This window comes from Bifidobacterium phasiani (assembly GCF_019331775.1).
Taxonomy (GTDB): Bacteria; Actinomycetota; Actinomycetes; order Actinomycetales; family Bifidobacteriaceae; genus Bifidobacterium; species Bifidobacterium phasiani.
Window position 1 is genome coordinate 25,482 of the sequence record NZ_JAHBBD010000012.1, and the last position, 21,060, is coordinate 46,541.

General features: G+C 68.8%; 7 protein-coding genes and 1 pseudogene. 4 read left to right on the forward strand and 4 right to left on the reverse strand.

Annotated elements, in window-relative coordinates; genetic code table 11:
* Window positions 1-167 precede the first annotated feature (167 nt).
* The 4 genes and pseudogenes from KIH73_RS10910 to KIH73_RS06210 all read right to left on the reverse strand — a co-directional run.
* Window positions 168-1,013: pseudogene (locus tag KIH73_RS10910) on the reverse strand (DUF58 domain-containing protein); the annotation flags it as partial.
* Window positions 1,010-2,953 (reverse strand): AAA family ATPase, encoded by a 1,944-nt coding sequence (locus tag KIH73_RS10915; protein ID WP_236022623.1) that lies wholly within the window; start codon window positions 2,951-2,953, stop codon window positions 1,010-1,012. The gene KIH73_RS10915 and the pseudogene KIH73_RS10910, both read right to left, overlap by 4 nt.
* Window positions 2,928-8,858, reverse strand: a complete 5,931-nt coding sequence (locus KIH73_RS06205; protein WP_219081640.1) for a fibronectin type III domain-containing protein — start codon at window positions 8,856-8,858, stop codon at window positions 2,928-2,930. The genes KIH73_RS10915 and KIH73_RS06205 overlap by 26 nt, the downstream gene beginning before the upstream one ends.
* Window positions 8,859-8,904: 46 nt before the next feature.
* The gene (locus KIH73_RS06210) at window positions 8,905-10,290 is read right to left on the reverse strand and encodes a serine/threonine-protein kinase (RefSeq protein WP_219081642.1); all 1,386 of its coding nucleotides are present in this window, start codon (window positions 10,288-10,290) and stop codon (window positions 8,905-8,907) included.
* A gap of 334 nt (window positions 10,291-10,624) precedes the next feature.
* Here KIH73_RS06210 and KIH73_RS06215 point away from each other — a divergent pair, with 334 nt between their 5' ends.
* The 4 genes from KIH73_RS06215 to KIH73_RS06230 all read left to right on the forward strand — a co-directional run bounded on the left by KIH73_RS06215 (window position 10,625) and on the right by KIH73_RS06230 (window position 21,027).
* Entirely contained in the window at window positions 10,625-11,698 is a 1,074-nt protein-coding gene (locus KIH73_RS06215) for a serine hydrolase (RefSeq protein ID WP_219081644.1), read from the forward strand.
* A gap of 148 nt (window positions 11,699-11,846) precedes the next feature.
* Window positions 11,847-12,704 (forward strand): serine hydrolase, encoded by an 858-nt coding sequence (locus tag KIH73_RS10920; protein ID WP_219081646.1) that lies wholly within the window; start codon window positions 11,847-11,849, stop codon window positions 12,702-12,704.
* Window positions 12,705-12,793: 89 nt separating this feature from the next.
* On the forward strand, window positions 12,794-17,026 hold the full coding sequence (locus tag KIH73_RS06225) for a PD-(D/E)XK nuclease family protein (protein ID WP_219081647.1): 4,233 nt from the start codon (window positions 12,794-12,796) through the stop codon (window positions 17,024-17,026).
* A complete protein-coding gene (locus KIH73_RS06230) occupies window positions 17,023-21,027 on the forward strand; it encodes an ATP-dependent DNA helicase (protein ID WP_219081649.1) in 4,005 nt (1,334 codons plus the stop codon). The genes KIH73_RS06225 and KIH73_RS06230 overlap by 4 nt, the downstream gene beginning before the upstream one ends.
* Window positions 21,028-21,060 lie beyond the last annotated feature (33 nt).

Here is a 21,060-nt window from a genome sequence, read left to right on the forward strand (position 1 = left end):
GACTCGTCCACGACGCCATGCGCCGTCGGGGCGTCGACGTCTGGAACCGTCGCAAGTCCGCTGCACCAGTCCAGGAAGTCCGTCGCGGACCGTGGCGTCAGGGATGCGCCGCCCGCGGATGCGGACAACGGCATCCCCCACCTCAGGCAGTGCACGCCGATCGAGGCGACCACGCAGACCGCCAGCTCGAACTCCCGCATGTTCCGGTAATGGTCGGGGTTGGTATCGAGATCGATGGCGACGGACATCCGCTGTGCGGCCTCGTACTGCCGGACCATGAGGGTTCGTGCCCGGGCCGAGGCCAGCCAGTGCACCCGGCGGACGTCGTCTCCGGGCCGATAGGCGCGCAGCCCATGCATGTCGAAGTCGTCGTCGACGATTCTGCGATGGGCGCAGCCTTCGGGATCACGCCCGGTACCGGCCCGCGCCATGCCGTCCAACGGCACGATCTCGGGGTGCACATATGCGACCATGCCGTCCGCTGCATGCCGTTCGTGGCGTATCAGACCGAAGGGGTCGCCGCGGCACACCGTCAATGGCCCCACGGGCACTTCGGCCCTGCGCGTCGCCGCGATCGTGATGCGCTGTTCCGTGGACCGGCCCGATGGCAATCGGGCGATGTCGAGCCGCCGTCGCGTCGCGCCGATGGGCAGATCGATGCGAAGCGACGGAATCGCGGCCGTTCCCGTGTTGGTCACGGTCACGGATACGGTGATGGTGCCGCCGACGGTCGCCCGCAATGGATTCGCCGTCAGCTCGGCCCGGCACCCGGTGGACCCGTGCGCCTGCGCCACGCCGCATGCCAGCAGCGTCATAAGCGTCAGTGTGACGGCCAGCAGTTCGGCCCAGCCGGTGAACGCATACGCGGCGGCGCATGCGGCCGAGACGGCGGCGGCGCCGCGGCCCATCGGCGTCATCGCGGCGATGGCTCGCCGTGCGGTCCGACCGATGCGGTGCAGAACGCGACGCGGCGTGTCTGGTGCCGGTGGAATCGTGCGGGTGGTCGTGGTCATGGCGTGTCCTTGTCGTGATGTTCCGGGTGGTGTGCGCCAAAGTCCGGCACGGGCAGTGCTTCGAGGATGTGCTCGACGATCGCCGCTCCCGACCAGCCGGCGTACGATGCCTCCGGCGTGGGCATGACGCGGTGCGCGAGCACGGGGACGGCAAGGTCGCCGACATCCGACGGCACTACGTAGCTTCGGCCGTCGGAGGCGGCCCATACGCGGGCGCACCGCGCCAGCGCCAATGCGCCGCGCATGGACGAGCCGGATGCCGCATGCTCGTCATGTCGCGTGGATTCCACGATGGTCATGATGTATTCCAGGATCTGGTCGTCGATATGTACACCGCATAACGAGGAACGCAGACGGCGCACGTCGTCGCCGGACATCAGCGGATGGACGGTGTCGGAACGGCCGGAATCCATGCGTCTGAGGATGTCCACGCCCCGTTCGTGGGCGGGGTGGCCCACCGCGGTGCGGATGAGGAAGCGGTCCACCTGGGCCTCCGGCAGCCGGTAGGTGCCGAGCTGGTCCAGCGGGTTCTGCGTGGCGACGACCAGGAACGGGTCGGGAACGCCGTGGGCCACGCCGTCGGCGGTGACCTCGTGCTCCTCCATGACCTCGAGCAGCGCTGACTGCGTCTTCGGTGACGCGCGGTTGATCTCGTCGGCGAGCACGACCGAGGCGAAGACCGGGCCCCGGCGGAAGGCGAACCGCCCCGTTTCCTGGTCGTAGACCATCGCTCCGGTGATGTCGCTTGGCAACAGGTCCGGAGTGAACTGGATACGGCGGCACGTCACCTGGAGCGAATCGGCCATCGCCGTGGCCAGTTTCGTCTTGCCGGTGCCAGGCACGTCCTCGAGCAGGATGTGCCCGCCGGCGAACAGCGCCGTGAGGCACAGACGAATCGGCGTCGGCTTGCCGATGATCACCCCTGCGATGTTCTCCTGCATCAGGGCGAACATCCGCTGGAAGCGTACGATGTCGGACGTCGTCGCACCGACCGGCCCCGTCCCGTTCCCGAGACGTCGGCGACCGTCGTCCGTCGGACGCATGCCGTCCGATGCGACTCCGCCATCCCTCCGGTCGGCCGTCTCTTCGATGTTCCGATGGCGGAACGACAGCACGGTGTCATCGGCGTCGGTTCCGTTGTGGTCACTTTCGTTGTGGTCACTTTCGCCGTGGTCGCCTTCGCTGTGTCGGCCTTTGTCGTGGTCGCTGGCGTTGCGGCCGGTTTTGCTGTCGTTGGTTTCGTTGTCGTTGGTCTTGTCGTCGGTTTCGTGTCCGCTGGCGCCGCTATCGCTTTCACGATTGCCGTTGCTGACGTCGGCCGCGCCGCCGCGGTTCCTGATACCGTTGATCTGATTGCCGCCGACGACTGCGTTGTCGCGATTCTCGGCGCTGTCGATCCGGTCGTTGCCGTCGTGGTCGTGGCGGTCGTTGCCGCTGCCGATGGCCGCATCGCCGTTGTCGGTGGCTGTGCCGCCGGTTCTGCTCCCGTTGATGTCGGTCCTGTTCTTGTCGTCGATTCCGCTCCTGTCGTCCTCGATTCCGGTTCTGTCGTCGTCGGCGCGATTGCCGTGGGATACGGCTGCGGCCATACCGGTTGCCTCCGCGCGGCTCTCATCCGTCCCGTTCTCGGCATCGGGTGTGTACGTGCGGGACACGGTCGAGGCGTCGGCGTCGCCGCGGGAAGAGGCGGCTGAGGGAGCGGCGGAATGCGACGCGGACGCAGAGGTGCCGTTCCGAGCGCCAATCGCGGTGATGATGGTGTCGTCGTTTTCCGGGCCGCTCGGATTGAAGACCGGCGCCGGCGGAGAAACGGACATGGACACGGTCGGGACTTTCGATGCCGGGCGTGCCGTTCCGGCATTCCATCGCGTGTACCGCAAGGGACGCATCCGCGGCGTGCGTCTGCGGGTGCGGTTACGGATTCGTGTGCCGATGACCATGGTCGTCGCCTTTCCTGGATGTCGTGCGTGCGAATGGTGAACTTGAGCGTGGTTGTGACGCGAAGGGGCGGGTGGTGAACGGCGTCGGCGGCGCATCGCCCAGCAGCGGCCGCCGGTTGCGGATCGTCCCGGTCGCGGTGTTGTCGAGTCTCGGGTCGTGCGAACCGGTGACGGTGAATGTCCATGTGTATGCGCCGCCGGCATCGGAGGGCACCCCGGGCAAGGGCACGGAGAATTGCCCCGCGTGGACAGGGACCGTCACGCCGTTGACGGTCAGCGCGAACTCGGCGCGCTGGCCCCACGTGCCGAAGTCGTAGTCGCGCAGCGTGACGGTGTCGGCGTCCGCCCATTCGATCCACAGGCCATCGAGACTGGCCGGCACCGCGTTGACATGGTCGCTCGTCGTTGACGCGGTTGGTCCTGTATGCCCGGATAGGGTCTGCGCTACGGCCGCCCTGCCGCAGCGTTGCCATGCGGACAGACGGAACGACGTGTGCGTCTCGTCCGCGGCGGCACGCCGCTGCGGGTATCCTTCGAGGTCGATCAGGAAACCATCGAATTCGCCTACGCCACGCCATCGCACCGTGCATGTGGCGCCGCTGCCTTCGACCTCGACATGGTCGGGCGCTGCGATGCCGCGTATCGGTGTGATGATGGCGCTTGCGGAGGCGGGGGCGGCCGCGGGGCGCTCCGGCTCCGCGGTGACGGTTATGGATTGCGGTCGCCAGTACTGGCCGCGTGGAATCCGCCAGGTGATCTCATTGGTCGGTGTGCAGGGCAATGCGGCTGCGTGCGCGCCGGATACGGTGATGCCGCGGCATCCGGCGTTGCGTAGCTGGCCGAGCGCGACACGGAGCGTGATGTGGTCGTCGTCCGTCTGCTCCATGTCGACCGTGGGCGACGCGGGGTCGCCCCAGACCGTCGCGCCCGGGCTTGGCGCGCTGGTCTCACCGGTGCCGGCTCGGTTCTCGGCCGTGACGGTCGCCGAGACGATGAAGCCGTCGACGATCGCCTCGTCGGGAATGTCGAACCGTGCGGAACAATCTGGGCCGACACGTTGTTCATCGGTCCATCCATCGGAGCCGATGAGTTCCACGGTGTACGCCTCGGGCGGGGTGCCGTCGTATTCCGGTGGCCGCCAGGTCACCGTGGCCGAGCGGTGGCCGCCCTGCACCTGGACGTCGCGGGGGGCGGGCGGCGTGCGGTCGGGCGTGCCGGTCACGGCGCCCGAGGCGTCGGACCAACCCGCGGCGTTGCGGGCGCGCACCGTGAAGGTGTAGGCGCGGCCGTTCGTCAGCCCGTCCACCCGGCACTCGGTCATGGTGCCGCATGATATGCGGCCTTCATCCCAATCGATTCGGTATTCGACTATGGGGCTGCCGTTCGTCGGTCCCGGCGTCCAGGAAAGCGTCGCCGAACCGTCGTCAGAGCGAACGGCGTCCGCGGCCATCAGCGGCGCCCCCGGGACGGTGAACACCGAGACCCGGATGATGCCGACGGCTTCGCGTCGGTTCGAATCCGTGGCGTCGCGGATCGTGACGACGACGGTGTCGGAGAACGGGACATCGTCGCCCGTGCCGGTGATGGCGACCGTGCCGTCGTCGTCGCAGGCGACGGTCAGATGCGCATCGTCGTAGCCGGTGCAGGACACGACGTGCAGCGGTTCGTCGGGGAAGGGGTTGTAGGCGCCGCTGAGCATGTCGATGACATGTGTCTGTCCCGATGCGATGGCGATCGCATGGTCGACCGCCCGTGGCGGCGGTTTGGACGACGGCGTGACGCGCACGGTGACTCCGGCGTCGACGGCGCCTCCGCCGAAGTCGATGCTGATGGGTACGCCGACGACGGATTCCGGCGTCGCCGATCGGTCGACGGCGATGGCGAGCCGCCCGTCCGTGGATACGTTTGCCTTCACCGGCCCGGAGGACAGTCCTCCGCCGTAGCGGTAGCCGGCCCGGTCGGCCCGTCCTCCGAACGGTGTCCGGGTGAGCGAGGTCAGATCGATGACCGTCGACTCCCCGCAGGCGACTTCGACGGTGGGGGAGGCGAACGTCGGGGCGGCGTCGCCGTCGTCGATCACGGTGATCGGCAGTGTGATGACCGACGAGTTGATGATCCGCCCATCGTCCGATGGCCTGCCGTCCAAGGCTGTGAAGGTGATCGAGGCCGGCCCCGTATAACCGCCGACCGCCGTGAACCGCAGCGTCTGTTCGTCGACCGTCAGGTCGTCGTTGGCGGCCTTGGTGGCGCTGACGGGTGCCGATTCATCGATGCGCACCGTTTTCCCGGCGCCCACGCGTACGTGGTCGGCGACGGCGATGGTGATGGTGTCTCGGGCGCGCACACGCAGCTCCGGCGGATTCGGCCGCCGCGTCGGAGGAAAGACGCCGTATGCCGGCACATGGATGAACGCCGTGGATGTGAGCCCATGCGTGGTGTTGGTGACGGTGTACGGAATCGCCCTCGCCCGGTCGGTCAGTTCGATGGTGATGATCGTGGACCGGGCGCCGGTGCCGAGAACCGCCCGGTCGGCCTGCGGGGCGGCGAGCCCGACCTCCAGCTCGCTTCGTGACCCCGAAGGATTGCCGATCCAGGGTGCGACGTCGACGCTGACCGTGCGTTTGTCTATCGTGGCCTCGGGCGGTACGCGGTAGTCGAAGGCCGTCGGCGGCGCGATCGGGGCTTCGGGGTCGACGGTGATCGTCAGGGTCGCGGTGTCGGCTATCCCCGCCTGGTCGGCGACGGCATAGGTGACATACGCGACGCCCTCCCGGTCAGGGGTGGTGAACTCGATGGCGTCGCCACGCGCTGCGACGTTGGCGACGCCCTGCCTGTCGACGATGTCGGCTACGGCGAGGCCGTCGGCCGGGGCGCCATGGTCGTTGGCCGTCACCGTGACCTCCGCCGTGGTGCCCGGACGCAGGGTGACCGCATCGTCCTGGGCATGGACCGTCGGAGCTGGGGCGTCGGCGCATATGCCCACGCGCACCTCGGCCTGCGCGCGGCGCCCTATGGAGTCCTCGACGGCATAGGTGAACTTGTCGGTGCCTAGTGCATCCGGATACGCCTCGTATGTCAGGTAGTCGGCGCCCGTTTCGGTGATACGGCCCAGCGACGGCGGTGTGTTGCCGAGGCCGAGCAGCGTCACGTCCTCCCCGTCGGCGACGCCGGCGAGCGTGATCGGAATGCGTGTCGAGTATCCCGCCGAGACCTGTGCCTCGACGTCGTATGGGGCGGGCGGTGCCGTGTCGCCGGCGTCGACATCGCGCACGATGAAGGTGATGGTTCCCGAAGCGGCGGTGCCGAGTGCGTTGCGAACCGTGTAGACGACCTTGTACGTCCCCGGATTGTTGCCGGCCCGGTATCGCACCGTGCGCCCGGAAACGAAAGCGAGCCCGTCGAACGTCTTGTCGTGCCGCACCAGCGGGTCCAAGGCGACCGTGCCGTCGTCGCCGGTGATGTGTTCGAGGACATCGACCGTGGCGATGCCGTTGGTCCGCACCTGCACGGGAATGTCCGGCGCTGCGATCGCACCGGTGGCGGGGGTGGAAGCCGCCGGCAGCACCGTGACCATTCCCCGGGACGTTCCCGCCGCATTGGCCGCGGTGTAGGCCAGGGCGGTCGGTGCGGTGAGCGGATGGGACATCGTGATGTATATGCGGCTGCCGTCGACGACGCTGACCTTGGCGTCGGAATCGGCGTCGCATCGCACCGATGTCGCTACGAGCACGCCTCCGGAAGGGTCGATGTCGTTGACGAGGGGCTCCACGATGGCGGTGCCGTCCACATCGAGAACGGCTACGTCATCGACGACGATCGGCTTGGCGGGCCGGTCGGGGCGAGGCTCGACGTCCACGCGCACAATGCCGGTCGCCGCCACCTCGCCCTGGGTGATGGTGACTGGTATCTCATGGGTGCCGACGTCGCCTGCGGTGACGGTCAGGGACATCCGCCCGGCGTTCATGGCGACGTCGATTCCGTCGGCGGGGGCGATGTCGGACAGCCGGGGCGCCTCGGCGGACGTGCCATGCACGTATGGGCGCAGATCGACGACGGTCTTCACGTCCGGCAGCGTACGTACCATGACCGGGTCGATCACGGCGGGGAGGGTGTGTTCGGGACTGATCGAAAAGTACATCAGTCCCGTGGCCGTCGCATGGCCGTCCGAGGCGACGACCTCGACGCATGCACGGCCGGATGCCATGGAACCGGCGGTGAAGACCAGGTTGCCGTCGGGGCGCGCAGTGATGGCGGCCTGATCGGTGTTGCGCAGACGCGCCGATACCAAGGTCATCGCATCGCCGTCCGGATCGGCGAACATCGACAGGGCGTCCGTCGTATAGGTCGCCCGTCGTTCCACGGCGATGTCGGGTGGCACGTCGCTCTGGACGGGCGCTCGGTTCCCGTCGTCGGCGATATGCAGCCGGACAGTCCCCGACGCCGTGCCCTGTCCGCCGTCGTCGATCTGGTAACCGATGGCGACGACCCCCGGTTCGGCCTCGGCCGCATCGAGTTGGAGCCGGCGGCCATCGCGTGTCACCTCGACGGCGATGCCGCTGCCTTGGGGAACGGTCGCGGCGGATATGCGCAGCGGCGTGCAGCCGGTCTGCCGGTCGTTGCGCAGCACATCGAGAATCCGCCTGGTGCCGGGGCGGACGCCGAATTCGTCCTGTTCGGCACTGAGCAGACCGGTCCGGTCGGAGCAGTCCGTTCCATAGTCGTATACGTCGGTATCGGCGGTCCGGGCGGGATCGTCCTGCGATTCCCGTTCGACGCTTGCGCCGTCCCATCGCAGGGCGATCGCGTCGGTGGATTCGCCGGGGTTCCATACGGTGCCTGTGGCGACGTCGTTGAGCACCACCAGACGGTGATTGGCGCGCAGCCGCACATCGCTGGTCGGTGTGATGCCGTTCATCGTGACGAATGCCGCATCGTCCGTGGCGGAACACAGACGCAGATAATTGTCGGCGTGCTGATTCCATGCCCCGTGAACGCATCCGTCCGTCGACACCGGTTCCGCCGGCGATCCGTCGCCACCGTCCATGCGGCGCATACCGCCATCGGGCCGGCCGAGGTCAAGGACGAACGCCGAACCGTCCCCGGCCGCGACGATCCAGCCGTTCTGCCTGTGGTCGCTCGGAGGCCGCTGCAATGTCACGTGATCCATCTGCGTGTCCGCCGCGCCCGACGGCCACAGGATCCGTCCCGCGACGCTTGCGACGGGCGTGCCTCCGACCACGCTGAACGCATCGATTCGTGTCTTGGCCGCGTCGTCGATGACGGCGATTCGCCGGGGCCGGTCGTCGGAGGGCACCATGGCGAACACCGCGCCGTCCAAAGGACGTATGCCATAGGCGGTTCCGCGGTGGTCGACGGCGACCATGCCTCCGGGCCCCAGCATCATGTGGGGCGTGCTCTGTGTGGAGAATGCATGGATGCCGTCGATATCATGGATCCAGACGTCGCCGGAGGCGCGATGCAGCAGAGCGAGCGTCCGACCGCCCAACGCCATCGACAGCTCCATGCCCGTGCGCACGGGGTCCGAACGGTCCAACGTGGCCGCGTCGATGCCGAACGTCCTCGTCCGTTCGTCAAGCATGGCGATGTCGCCTTGCTGGGCGATGTCGAAGTCAGCCGTCTCGGATGCGATGAAGCCGTTGGCCTGCCCGACGCGCACATTGAAACGGGCGGCGCTGCGGTGCTGCGTCGACGTGACCCATACCGTGCCGTCATCGAAGTGAACCTGAGCATGCGTGACGGACCTGACGACGACGGCTCCTGCGGCCAGCGCCAGCAGCAGCGCCAGCGAGAGCAGCGGCGTCGTCCATCGCGTGCGTCGGTTGCGGTAAGGCCGTGCCTTGCCCGCGTGATGGTCATGCGGATGCGTGATGTGTCGCTGTGTCATGGCGGTCCCCCTATCCGTCGGTGCTGCAGCGGTATTCGTCGGTCGTCTAGCGGGCCGCGCAGGTGATTGCGGGCTCGGACATGGCGTGGTCCTCTCTCACGATGCTGACCGCCATGCACAGACGCGGCGTGCGTACGTCCGCGATCGTCACGGCGGTCTCGTCGGTGGTCGAGGTGCGTGTCGGTGCTGTCGGTTCGTCCTCTGTGAGGACGGACCATGCGTACGAGTCGCCGGGCATCGGATCGGGATTGGTCCAGCTGAACGTGGCGGTTTCGCCGTCGATGACGCCGCGGAACCGGGTCGGCGCCGGCACCGTCTCCGGCGCTTCGATGCCGGGCCTGCCGTCCATGCCCCCTACCATGGTCGCCGGCGATGGCCGTTCGTGGCCGCCGAGTCGAGCGACGGGCCCGAAGGTGTCCGCATGCGGCGATATCGCGACGACGAGCAGCAGCGCGATGGCCGTCATCGCGGCGACGGCGCCGTACGCCATACGGTCGTCGCGTCGTGCGAACCGTGCGCACGAGCGTGGCGTCGGCGTCGGTACCGGTGCCGGGACCGTGCGCCGCGGTCGCGCCGCCGCATGGCCGTAAACCGCAGACGTCCGCCCGCGCAGCACGCGCCGTATGCGGCGCAGCTCGTTCGCGAACTCCGCGGCCGTGCGATAGCGGCGTTCGGGGTCGTCGTCCAGGGAACGACGCAGCGCCGCCGCCATCGGCGCGGGAACGTCTTCGGTACGTGGCTTCGGGGACGAGGTGCGCGAGACCGCCGCGGGGCGGAACGAACCGATGGGCCGTGAGCCGGAGATGGGCGGTGGCGTCCCCGTCGTCAGCGCCCACAATGTGGCGCCGAGCGAATAGATGTCGGCGGCGACGGTCCCTCCGCTCGCCCCGGAACGCACCTCCGGCGCCGCCCAGGTGTCGGAATGGCCGGTTCGCATCTGGGGCTGGTACATCGAGGCCGCCACGCCGAAATCCGCCAGCACCGGATTTCCCGTTGCCGACTTCAGGATGTTGCTCGGCTTGACGTCGCGATGCACGATGCCGGCGCGGTGGACCGCATGCAGCGCGTCGGCGATCCGGATCCCGACATCGATCGCAAGAAGGGCATCGGTCCGGTGGCGCCGCGGCGCGGCGCGATACGCTCCTCCGGAAGCGTATTCGAGCACCAGGTAGTCGGCTCCGTCCGCCGTGACCCCGCAATCCAGCATCCGTACGATATTGGGATGCCTCGGGATGCGGGACAGGCATGCGATCTCGTTGCGTATCGCGCGGCGGCAGCCGTCGTCGCCGACGGTTCCGGCCACCTTGACGGCGACCTCCCGCCGACGCCCCCGTTGCCGGCAGAGGTACACTGCGGATGCCGGGCCTCCGCCCAGCCTTCGTATGCCGGTGTATCCCGCGATTCGCGGCTCCGGCGTCGTAGCGGTGCTCATCGTCGAGTCCCTCCCTGAATTCGATTCCCCCAATCGACTCACGCTGCTCTGCGTGGGTTAGGGGTCATTGTTCCGAGGGTTGCGGACAGCGGTGCGCACCTCGGCGTGTTCGTTGCAATGGCAAGGTTTTTGCGACTTTATATATGCTGTATGTGCCCTGAAAAGCAGCTGGCTGCAGCTAAGAAAGATGCATGTTCGGGGGGTGGTCGGGCTGCCCCCCGTACCGATACGCCAGGCACGGCATTCGGAACCGCCGATGGACGATGGCGGAGGCAGGCGCGATAATCGAGATACCGATGAATCGGGAACCATGGCGTCGGCGCGGGAGGGAATGATGTTCTGTTATCGATGCGGGGCTGAAAACGACGCCGGCGCACGGTTCTGCACGACCTGCGGCCAGCCGCTCGGCCGGCTTCCGGACGCCGACGCCGAGCGCTCGGTGCTGCCGGGGTCGTATGGAAGTCCGGGGGTCGGCGAATCCCCCGCGCCGTCCACGACGGACGACGGGTCCTCCGCCGAACCGGTACACCGGCGCGGCCCGGCGGGCGCCGTCGTCGCCATCGTCGTGGCCGCGCTCGCGGTCGTCGCCCTGGTCGTCGCGCTCGCCGTCGTGGCCGTGCGTCGCGGCGGCGAACAACCCGGCGGCCAGTCGGCCGTGCCGGAGGAGACCGAACCGGGCGCCGATGCGTCGCCGTCCGATGATGAGGGGGAGGGCGCGTCGGATGAGGCGCGACGGTCGACGTCGCGGACACTGGACCAGTCGGCCGTGGACGCCATCGTGGACGGCTACTCGACCACCGACGTCGCCGTGTCCGTCATCACGCAGGACGGGCTGCGCAGCTACTCGTCACGGAACGCGGAACGCCGTTACGTGGCGGCGGGACTGTACCTGCCGGTGTACCTGGCGTACACGGACACGAACGCCGGTCGCCCCAGCGACTCGGCCGGCCAGATGCTGCGCTCGATGGACAACGAGGCGGCCAATGCGCTCATCGACGACATCGGCGGGCTGGACGGGCTGAACTCCTGGCTCGCCGATCACCGGTACGCGCATACGAGCTTCGGCCGCGTCTTCGGCGACGTGGCCGCATCGCAGGAGGGGCGCGAGAACTACACGTCATCCGACGACGCGGCGCGCATGCTGGCCGAGGCGATCGACGACGGCGCCTACCTGCTGATGAACCATGACATCGCGACGGAGGGCGTGGACGTACCGCAGGGGGCGACGGTGCACGCGCACCGCGGGGCCGGCATCCAGGACGCCTACAACTATTTCGTCGTCATCGGGAACGGCGAGGACGCGGTGGGCGTGGCGGTGATCACCGAACACCTCGGACGGGAACAGGCCGCGGCGCTGACCTCCGACATCCTCGACGCCGTGTGGACGACGATGCTGGATGCCCGGTGACATGACCGCGGACACGGGAAACGGATCGACGCCCGGGCATGCCGGTCGGCATACGCACCGGCGTCGGCGGCGTGCGCTGACCATGGCCGCCGCCGCACTTACGATGGCGTTGGTCTGCGGCGCCGGGGGCGCGTGGATGGGGCGACGCGTGGACGGCGACGTCGCCGCGGACGGCGTCGCGCCCGTCGGAGCCGTCGGGACGTTGAGCCGGGACGCCGTGCCTTCCGCTGACGCGGCGGTGGCGCAGCGCCGCCTCGATACGCTGCGTGACGAGCTGACGCGGCGCATCGAGGGATATCAGGGGATTTGGCAGGTATATGCGGAGGATCTGGCGACCGGTGCCTCCATCGCGATCGACAGCCACCGGAGCTATTCGGCGTCGGTGATCAAGCTCTACGTGATGCTGTCGGTGTTCCAACGCATCGCGGACGGCTCGCTCGTCGAGAGCGATGCCATCGATACGCTGCTGGAACAGATGATCACGGTGAGCTCGAACGAGGCCACCAACACGCTGATCGACCTGCTGGGAGACGGGGACGCGGACGCCGGATTCGCGACGGTGAACCGAATCGCGGCGGAGTATGGATTCGAGGACACGTTCATCGACCAGTATCTGGGCGTGGTCGACGGCGACCCGACGCGCAAGCAGACCAGCGCGTCCGACGCCGGCAGGTTCATGGCCGCGGTGTACCGCGGCGAGCTGGTGTCGCCGGCCTGGAGCGAGCGGATGCTCGGCCTGCTGTTGGCCCAGACCCGGCAGACCAAGATCCCGGGAGGCGTTCCTACGGGCACGGCCGTGGCGAACAAGACCGGCGAGATCGACGGCGTCGAGAACGATGCGGCCATCGTGTTCGCCACGGCGGACACGTCGGCGGCGATCGACGGCTCGGCGACGACGGGGGACTACGTGCTGGCCGTGCTGACCGAGGGCGTCGCCGATCCGTCCGCGGCGCAGGCCTCCATCCGCGACCTGTCGGCCGCGGTGTGGGCGGCCATGGAGGGGTGAGGGATGCCGCTTCGCCCGACGCCGTGCGCGACACGCAGGGGTGGGTAGATATGTACCTAGGGCTGAACGGGGTGTTTAGGCTGGGAGCCATGAACGGACATGACGATGTATGGCACGCCCTCGACCTGCTGTTCGAAGGCGACGACGCGGCGGCACGGCCGCTGGTGGTGGCGGGCGTTCCCCGATGCGGAAAGACCCGGTTCGCCTATGCGGCGCTGCTGCGTGGGCTGCGCGCATTCGGGGATGCGAACGCCGTGATGACCGTGTCCGGACGCGTCATGGCCGACGAGCTGGGCAACCGCGTCATCAGGGAGGTCGGCGCATCGTCGAAGGCAAGGCCGGTGACGACCTTGTCGGCGCTGGCGTTCGGTGTGATCGCGGATTCGCGTGCGGCCACCGGGGACCCTGCCCCCAGGCTGCTGAACGGCGCCGAACAGGATGCGCTGCTGCGCCAGGTGGTGGCCGTGCATGTGGGCCACGTCCGTTCGGGGGACATGTGCGGCACCTGCTTGTTGCTGCGGGACTATTTCGCCGATGACGACTGGGCCGACACCGTCGTCGCCGAGGACTCGGACCGTGCCGACGCGACGGCGCTCGCGATGTTCGAACGCGGCATATCCTCGGAGTTCGTCGCCCAGCTCCGGGACATGCTGGCGCGCATCAACGAGCTCGGCGCCTCGTTCTCCGGTGAGGAGACGCTGATCCGCACGCTGCGTGGCCTGCCTCGGGATACGCAACGATTGGAGCTGCAATGGAGGCTGGCGTTCGCGTTGCGCCGGGAATACGTGGAGTCCATCGCACGCCACTATCCCGGCGAGTACCGGCTGGACGCGTCGCGGCTGCTGGTCGAAGGGGCCGCCATGCTCGGGCGGAGCGCCGCGGCGGGACGCGGCGGGGCAGTCGTGCTGCCCGCATTGCTGGTGGTCGATGATTTCCAGGACACGACGCTGGCCGGCCTGCGTTTTCTGGAGGCCCTGTCGGCGTCCGGCGTGCGGCTGGTGCTCATCGGCAATCCGGACGAAGCCGTGCAGACGTTCCGCGGATCGTATCCGGAATATCTGTTCGCCCGGGCGCAGTCCGGTCCGCTCGGCGCCCGGCTGTACCGGCTCCCCGAACATGATGCGGGCGATGGCGGCCGCGCCGACGCGCGGCATGGCGAGTCACGCATGCGGGGCCATACGTATCGTGACGTAATCGCCGCCCGGGTGTCGCTGTCGATCCCCTCTCCCGAGGACGAGCCGCTTCCGATCGCCGAGCGTGCGTGGAAGCTGCCGCGGTACGAGGGCGCGCTTCCAATCGCGCGGTTGGCGCCGGACTCCCCGCTGCCCGGGGACGGCAGTGTGGCGACCGCGCTGTATCGGTCGGCGCGCGAGGAACTGGATGACGTGGTGTGGCGCATCAAACGCCTGCACCTTGACGCGCGCGTGGACTGGAACGACATGGCGGTCATCGCGCACGACAACGCGACGGTGCGCACGTTCGGCGAGCGGCTGCGGCATGACGGCGTGCCGGTGCGCTACTCGTCGGTGAATCGTCCGCTGAAGGACGAACCATTCGTCCAAGGGCTGTTCGCGTTGATCGAGCTGGCTCGACTGCGCCACCAGGGGATTGCCGGCGTGGCGATGCCGCTGGCTGCGATCGCGGCCTACGTGCGCACGCGGGTCGCGTCGCTGATGGGCAGTCCGCTGGTCACGACCGGAAGCCGCCCCGGGGAGGGGCGGACCGCGCGGCTGGAGCCGGTCTCGTCCGCGATGGGCGCATTGGCGTCGCTGGCGGATATCGTCATGGAATCCGCCGGCGATGGCACGGCTCCCGAACCGGGGGGTACAGAGCCGGGCGATCCGCCGTCGGAGGGCCGCCTGGCGCGTCTGGTCGCATCGTGGAACGACCTACGGGCGTCGGTGGAGCACGACCGGGACCGGGGACAGGACCGGAACGACGGTGTCTCCGTGGCCATTGACGACAGCCGCATCAGCGAGACCGCGGCGGTCGGGGACGACCTGCCGTTCGGCGAGGATGCACTGTATGTGATGCTGGTTTTCGATGATGCGTCGGCACCGGCGTCCGAGGTGCTCGACGCCATCGACGCGGTGCTCGGCCGTGATCCGCAGGGCAGGGCGTTCGCCCGGCTATGGCGTCTCGTCGCGTCCGTCGACGACGGGCTGGGGCGGCTCACCTCCGAGGAGCCCCGGTACGCGCTGGCGGTCGCTTGGGACGCCGCGGGCGTGGCCTCGGCATGGCAGCGCACGGCGCTGTCGAACACGCCCGAAGGACGCGCGGCGAACGACCGGCTTGACGCGGCCATGCGTCTGTTCCAGATCGCCGAGGGGGCGGCGACCGGGCAGGACATCGTCTCGTTCATGGCGCAGGTGCGCGCGATGGAGATCGAGGCCGATTCGCTTGCGCACGTCGGTCCCGTGGAACAGGCGGTGACGTTGACCACACCGGCCGGGGCGGCCGGCAGACACTGGCGTTATGTCTGGCTTCCCGCGCTCCAGCAGGGTGTCTGGCCGAATCTCGCGGAACGCAGCACGCTGTTCGGCGGCGAGGACCTCGCCGACATCATGCTTCGGGGCACGATACCCGACCATGACCGGGCCGGGCATGACAACAGGCTGTCCACAGTGCTGTCCAGCGAGAAGAAAGGACTGCTGGTCGCGCTCACCCGGGCCGATGACGTCGTCACCGTCAGCGCCGTGTGGAACGACGACACGGTTCCCTCGGATTTCCTGTTCGGCTATGTCCCCGAACGATTCGAGCGTCAACGGGATGGCGTCCGATTCGCCACGGTGGGTGCGCTTCCGGAGCGTCACGACGGCAAGGTGCCCGACGGACCGTCCGGCGCAGCGCCGGACGGTGGGGCGGACACCGGCAGAGCGGAGCGGGACGGCGACCATGGCGGCCTCGATGCCGACCCCCGTGGCCTGGTCGCCGCCGCCCGCGTGGCACTGGCCCGGCACGGGGCCGACTCGGCGCAGGGCATGGACGCGGCGCGGGCATTGGCGTTGCTGGCCCGTCACGGGCTGCCGTCCGCGAATCCTCGTCGATGGAACTTCGTGCGGACGCCGGCGGCCACGGCGGCGACGGAACCATCCGCGACCGAAACCGTGGAGCCGTCATCCCATGCCCCGGTCGCGGTGCTGTCGCCGTCGTCCGTCGACAGCATCTGGGCGTGCCCGGTGTGCTGGACGATCGAGAACCGCTGCGCGGGCCCCCGGGCCGGGTCGGTGAGCACATCCTTCGGCACATTGATTCACGCCGTGGCCCAGCAGGGCAGCGAGGAAGGACTGGACCTGCCCGGGTATATGGCGGACGCGGCCCCGCAGCAACGCGTGGATGCGATCACCGATCGGCTGATGGCGATCTACGGGGCGCTGCGACGCGACCCGTCGGCCGCCGCCGACCCGGAGCAACGCTTCGAGGCGACGCGCAGGGACCGCGCCGCCCGCGAGGTGCTGACCAACATCGCCACGTATTTCGCCAATGGACATCGCGACGGATACCATAGCGGCAACGCGAAGCTGTTCGCCGTCGGCACATTGGACCGAGTCGAATGCGAGCGGCAGTTCTCCGCCCGGTTCGGCCTCGACGACATCCTGCGGCGGTATAACGCGCTGCCCGGTGTCGACCCGATCGGGAGCGGCGAGCTGCTCGCCATGATGGGCTCATTGGTCGGCGGCTGGCCCGAAGGGATGTCCGAGGATCTCATAATACGGCTGTCCGGCACCATCGATCGGCTGGAGCACCGCCATCTCGGCGACGGCACCGCAACGGTCAGGCTGATCGACTACAAGACCGGCCGGGCCAGGAACGCGCGATACATGGTGAACAACCTGCAGCTGGTGTGCTATCAGCTGGGCCTGGCATTCTCCGATGCACAGCCGGATACGTCCACCGGCTCGCCACGCATCACGCAGAGCGACCTGTTCTACGTGGCGGAGAAAGACAGCCCCGCCAGCTTCTACGGCGCCGAAGGCGCCTTCCAGCCGCCCCTGTTCGCCGGCGAGAGCCTGAATGCGGATTCGTTCACCCCGCGTTCCCGTCTGAAGGCCGAGGCGGCGCTGGATGTTCCGGAACTGCCGGACATGGCCCCCGAGGGCGTGAGCCGGCACGCATGGGACCAATTGCTGTCGTTGCGCGGTACCCAGGCGGTCTGGGCCCTGACCATGATCGCCAGGGTGTTCTACGCCGGCGCCGCGAGCCGGTCCATGACCCTGACGGCCCATCCCACCCCCGACCATATCAAGTCCTGCCGGCTGAAGCCGGTATGCCCGGCCTGCGCCGGACAGATCAGCACCGTGTTCGAAATGAGGCAGTCATGAGCGGAAGCATCGACGGCAACAAGCAACAGGACCGTGTCGTCAACGCGCCGGCGGACGATGACGTGCTGGTCGTCGCCGGCGCGGGGTCGGGCAAGACCTACACGATGACGCGACGCATCATCGCGCTGATCCGGCGCGGCGTCGCCCCCGAGCGCATCCTCGGCCTGACGTTCACACGCAAGGCGGCCGGCGAGCTGCTGGAGCGCGTATCGGCCGCGGTGGCCGAGGACGCCTCCCGGGACGGCGGCGACCGGCTCTTCCTCAAACCGGCGATCTACACCTATGACGCGTTCTTCCAGACCATCGTCAGGCAGTACGGCCTGCTGGTGGGCTTCGACCAGAACACGCAGCCGCTCAGCGTGGCCGGCTCCCTGCAGCTCATCAGCAACGTCGTCGAACGGCATATCGGCGACATCGTGGATTCCACGGTGGACACCGGATCGTTCGCGGGGCTGACGCAGCACGTGCTGCAGCTGTCGAACGCCATCGGCGGCACGATGATCGGCTCGGGCTGCGACAACATCGACGACGCCATAGCCCGCATCCGCGCCTGGGACGGCGCGTTCGCCGCCAGAATCGGCCGGGCCATCGGCGACGAGCAGGTCCCCGAGTCCCAGCCCAGCATCGGCAGGCGCCCCCGACGCTACAAGAACGTCACCGACGCCGCATGGCAGAACAAGCTGGACGAGTTCCGGACCAGACTGCACGACAACTGCCTCTGGCAGTGCGCCCGGATGTTGCGCACGACGGAGAAGCGGGAACTGCTGCTGGGGCTGGTCGCCGAGTACGCCGCCGAGAAGCGACGGCTGAACATGGCGGAGTTCAGCGACTTCACCATCGCCGCGTACCAGCTGATCACGCGGTTCCCCTCGATCGGCCGGCGCTACCGCACTCGCTTCAGCCATGTGCTGCTGGACGAATACCAGGACACCTCGACCACGCAGGCGACGTTGATCGCCGCGCTGTTCCACGCCGGCGACGGGCATGGGGACGAGCGATGCGCGGTGAACGCGGTGGGTGATCCGTTCCAATCCATCTACGCGTGGCGCGGCGCCAGCCCGGGCGCCTTCCGCATGTTCCAACGGGACTTCGGCATGTCCGCCGGCGAGCAGCCCTATGCGCTGACCGTCACGCGGCGCAACTCGCGCGTCGTGCTCGAGGCGGCCAACAACCTGACGATGCCGCTGCGGGACGATTCGCCCCGCCGGCCGAGCAGTTCGCCGATGCACGAGGTCGACGTGGCGCCGTTGGGCAACCTGCCGGATGCGCCGCTCGGCACCATCGGCGTGCTCGGGTACGACACCCTCGGCCAGCAGATCGACGGCGTGGTGCGCTTCTGCCGTGAGGCGATCCGAGCGAACAGCCACGCATCGGGCGACGGCCACCGCGGCACCGTGGCCGTGCTGTTCCGCACCAAGCAGCAGATGGCGCGATACCAGCAGGCGCTGGAACAGGCCGGGCTGACCGCATTCGTCGTCGGGTACTCGGCGCTGTTCGAACGCCCGGAGATACGCGACCTGATGGCGCTGCTCCATGTGGTCGCCGACCACACGGACTCCGCATCGCTGATGAGGCTGCTGGCCACCCCGCGATTCCACCTCGCCGCCGAGGAGCTGCGGGAGCTGTCCCGCCTGGCTGAGCAGGCGAACTGCGCGGAACAGTTCCGCGCGCTGGTCGAGGCCGGCGTCGCCGACGCGGATGCGCCTCGGGAGACCTGGGACCGCATCGTCCACGACCACCGCGACATGGTCGGCAACACCGTGTTCCTCGCCGACCTGCTGCAGCGCGACGACTTCGACGACATCGTCGCACGGAGCGCGGCGTTCTCCCGGGAGTCTCTGGACGGCGTGCGCCGTATGGGCGCCATGCTGCGCGACGTCCGTTCCGCGGTGGGGCGGCCGCTGGCGGACGTGGTACGGACGGCCGTGCAGGCGCTCGACCTGGACATCGACACCGTGGTCGCCCAGGCGCTGCGCGGCGATGACGCCCCGGTGAACCCGACCGTGGCGCACATGCCGATGGACGGCATCATCGATCTGGTCGATACGTATGCGAGCGAGATCGCCGCCGACAGCACGCCGACGTTGCGCGGGTTCGTGTCATGGACCGATGCGCTCGACAGCGTCGAGGACGAGGCGATGAACATGCGCGACGACCGTGCGGACGTCGAGCTGATGACCATCCACCAGTCCAAGGGGCTCGAATGGGACGCCGTCGCCGTGGTGGACATGGCCGACGGCGTGTTCCCCAGCAAGCAGGGGGACAACCTCCACATCGCATGCGACGAGGATCGCGCCGGCGGATTGGACGAGCACGGCGTCTGGCACGCCCCGGAATACCGGGAGACCGCGAAGAGCTGGCTGGAGGTCCCGACCGCGGTGCCCGTCCCGGTGCGCGTCGACGCCGCGATACTGCCGCAGTTCCCGCACGACGCGCCGGTCGGCGGCGATCCGGTGGCGGCATTGTCCGCCCTGGACGATGTCGAGCAGATCGACGACGAGGTGTTCGGATCCATGCGGCAGTTCGGCGACGGCGTGGACGACGTGGATCCCGACGGCTGGTACCTGACGCAGCAGGAGGAATACGGCCGGCGACTGCACGCCGACGAGCGGCGCATCGCCTACGTGGCGTTGACCCGCGCCCGGCACGACGCGCTGCTCACCTTCTGCCGGACCGGCGAGGAGAGCCGCGACCCGGCCCTGGCGCATGGCGCCGCGCGACGGGCGTCGAACTTCTGGCAGGAGGTGCATGACTCGATGCACGCCCGGCGGGACGCGACGCACGAACCCACCAACATCGATGCGGACGTCAGGGGCCGCATCGCGCAGGACATCGACGCCTACAGGGCCGCCGTCGCGCGGGCCTCGCAGGACGCCGAGGACGGTGACGGCGTCGTGGTCGATACGCTGCCGCCGCTGCCCGAGGGGTTCTGCGCCGGGGAGCGCGCGCAGGACTATATGAACGCGATCGTCGGCGATGCCTGGATGACGCCGATTCCGGATCGTGCCGGCGATACCGGCCTGGCTTGGCCGGCGACCTTGAGCGAACCGGTCATGCGGCGCCTGCAGGACGGCGCACGGGCGGTGCTGGCTCTGCTGGATGGCGATGGACGGGAATCCGACGAGCGGACGGCGGGCACGGATTCCGGAGCCGACGGCATCGAACGGGAACACGGGTTGCTGGCCCTCACCCGCATGGTGGTGGACGACGCCGATCTGATGCACGGGGTTCTGGAAGGCGAGGCACTGGACCGCGTGGTCAGGGAACGGGCACGGCGCATCATCGGCGGGCGTCGCCAAAGCGTGACCAGCCTGCAGGCGATCGCCGGCGGGCTGAGCGACAGGGAGGAACGCTCATACTGGCGCGGCATCGTGCGGCCCGTGCCCAGCGTCGCCTCGCCGGCGGCCGAGTCGGGCACGATCTTCCACGCATGGGCGCAACGGTTCATCATGGCGGCGCGCGGCGATGCGGATGCGGAACACGGCGGCATCCTCAGCCGTCGTGCGATGCTGGAGGACCTGCGGCGGGCCGAAGCATCCGCCTCGGATAATCCGGGCGTGCCTCGGAACGATCTTCTCGTCTGGCAGCGCCGGCTCGCCGACTCGCGGTGGGCATCGCGGGATCCGGCGTGGGCCGAACGCCAGATCGTCGCGTCCATACCGCAGCTGAACGGCGCCATCGTGAACGGCAAGCTCGATGCGGTGTTCTTCGGCGGCCTGGATGACGGCGAGGACGTCACACGCTATACGATCGTCGACTGGAAGACCGGCCGTCGTCCCGGCAGGCAGGCGGACGCGGAGCGCAAGCTCGTCCAGCTCGACCTGTACCGGCTGCTGCTGTCGTCGATCGAAGGCATCCCGCTGGACAGCATCGACGCGACGCTCTACTATCTGAGTGAACCCGACGAGAGCAGGCGAGAGCTTCGCGCGCGGGAGAAAACGGAACAGGAGATCCTTGACGAGCTGCATCGCGGCATCCCCGAGCAATCCGACGATGACTGACGGCGTTCGACGATCGTCGGCGTCGGGCGGCGT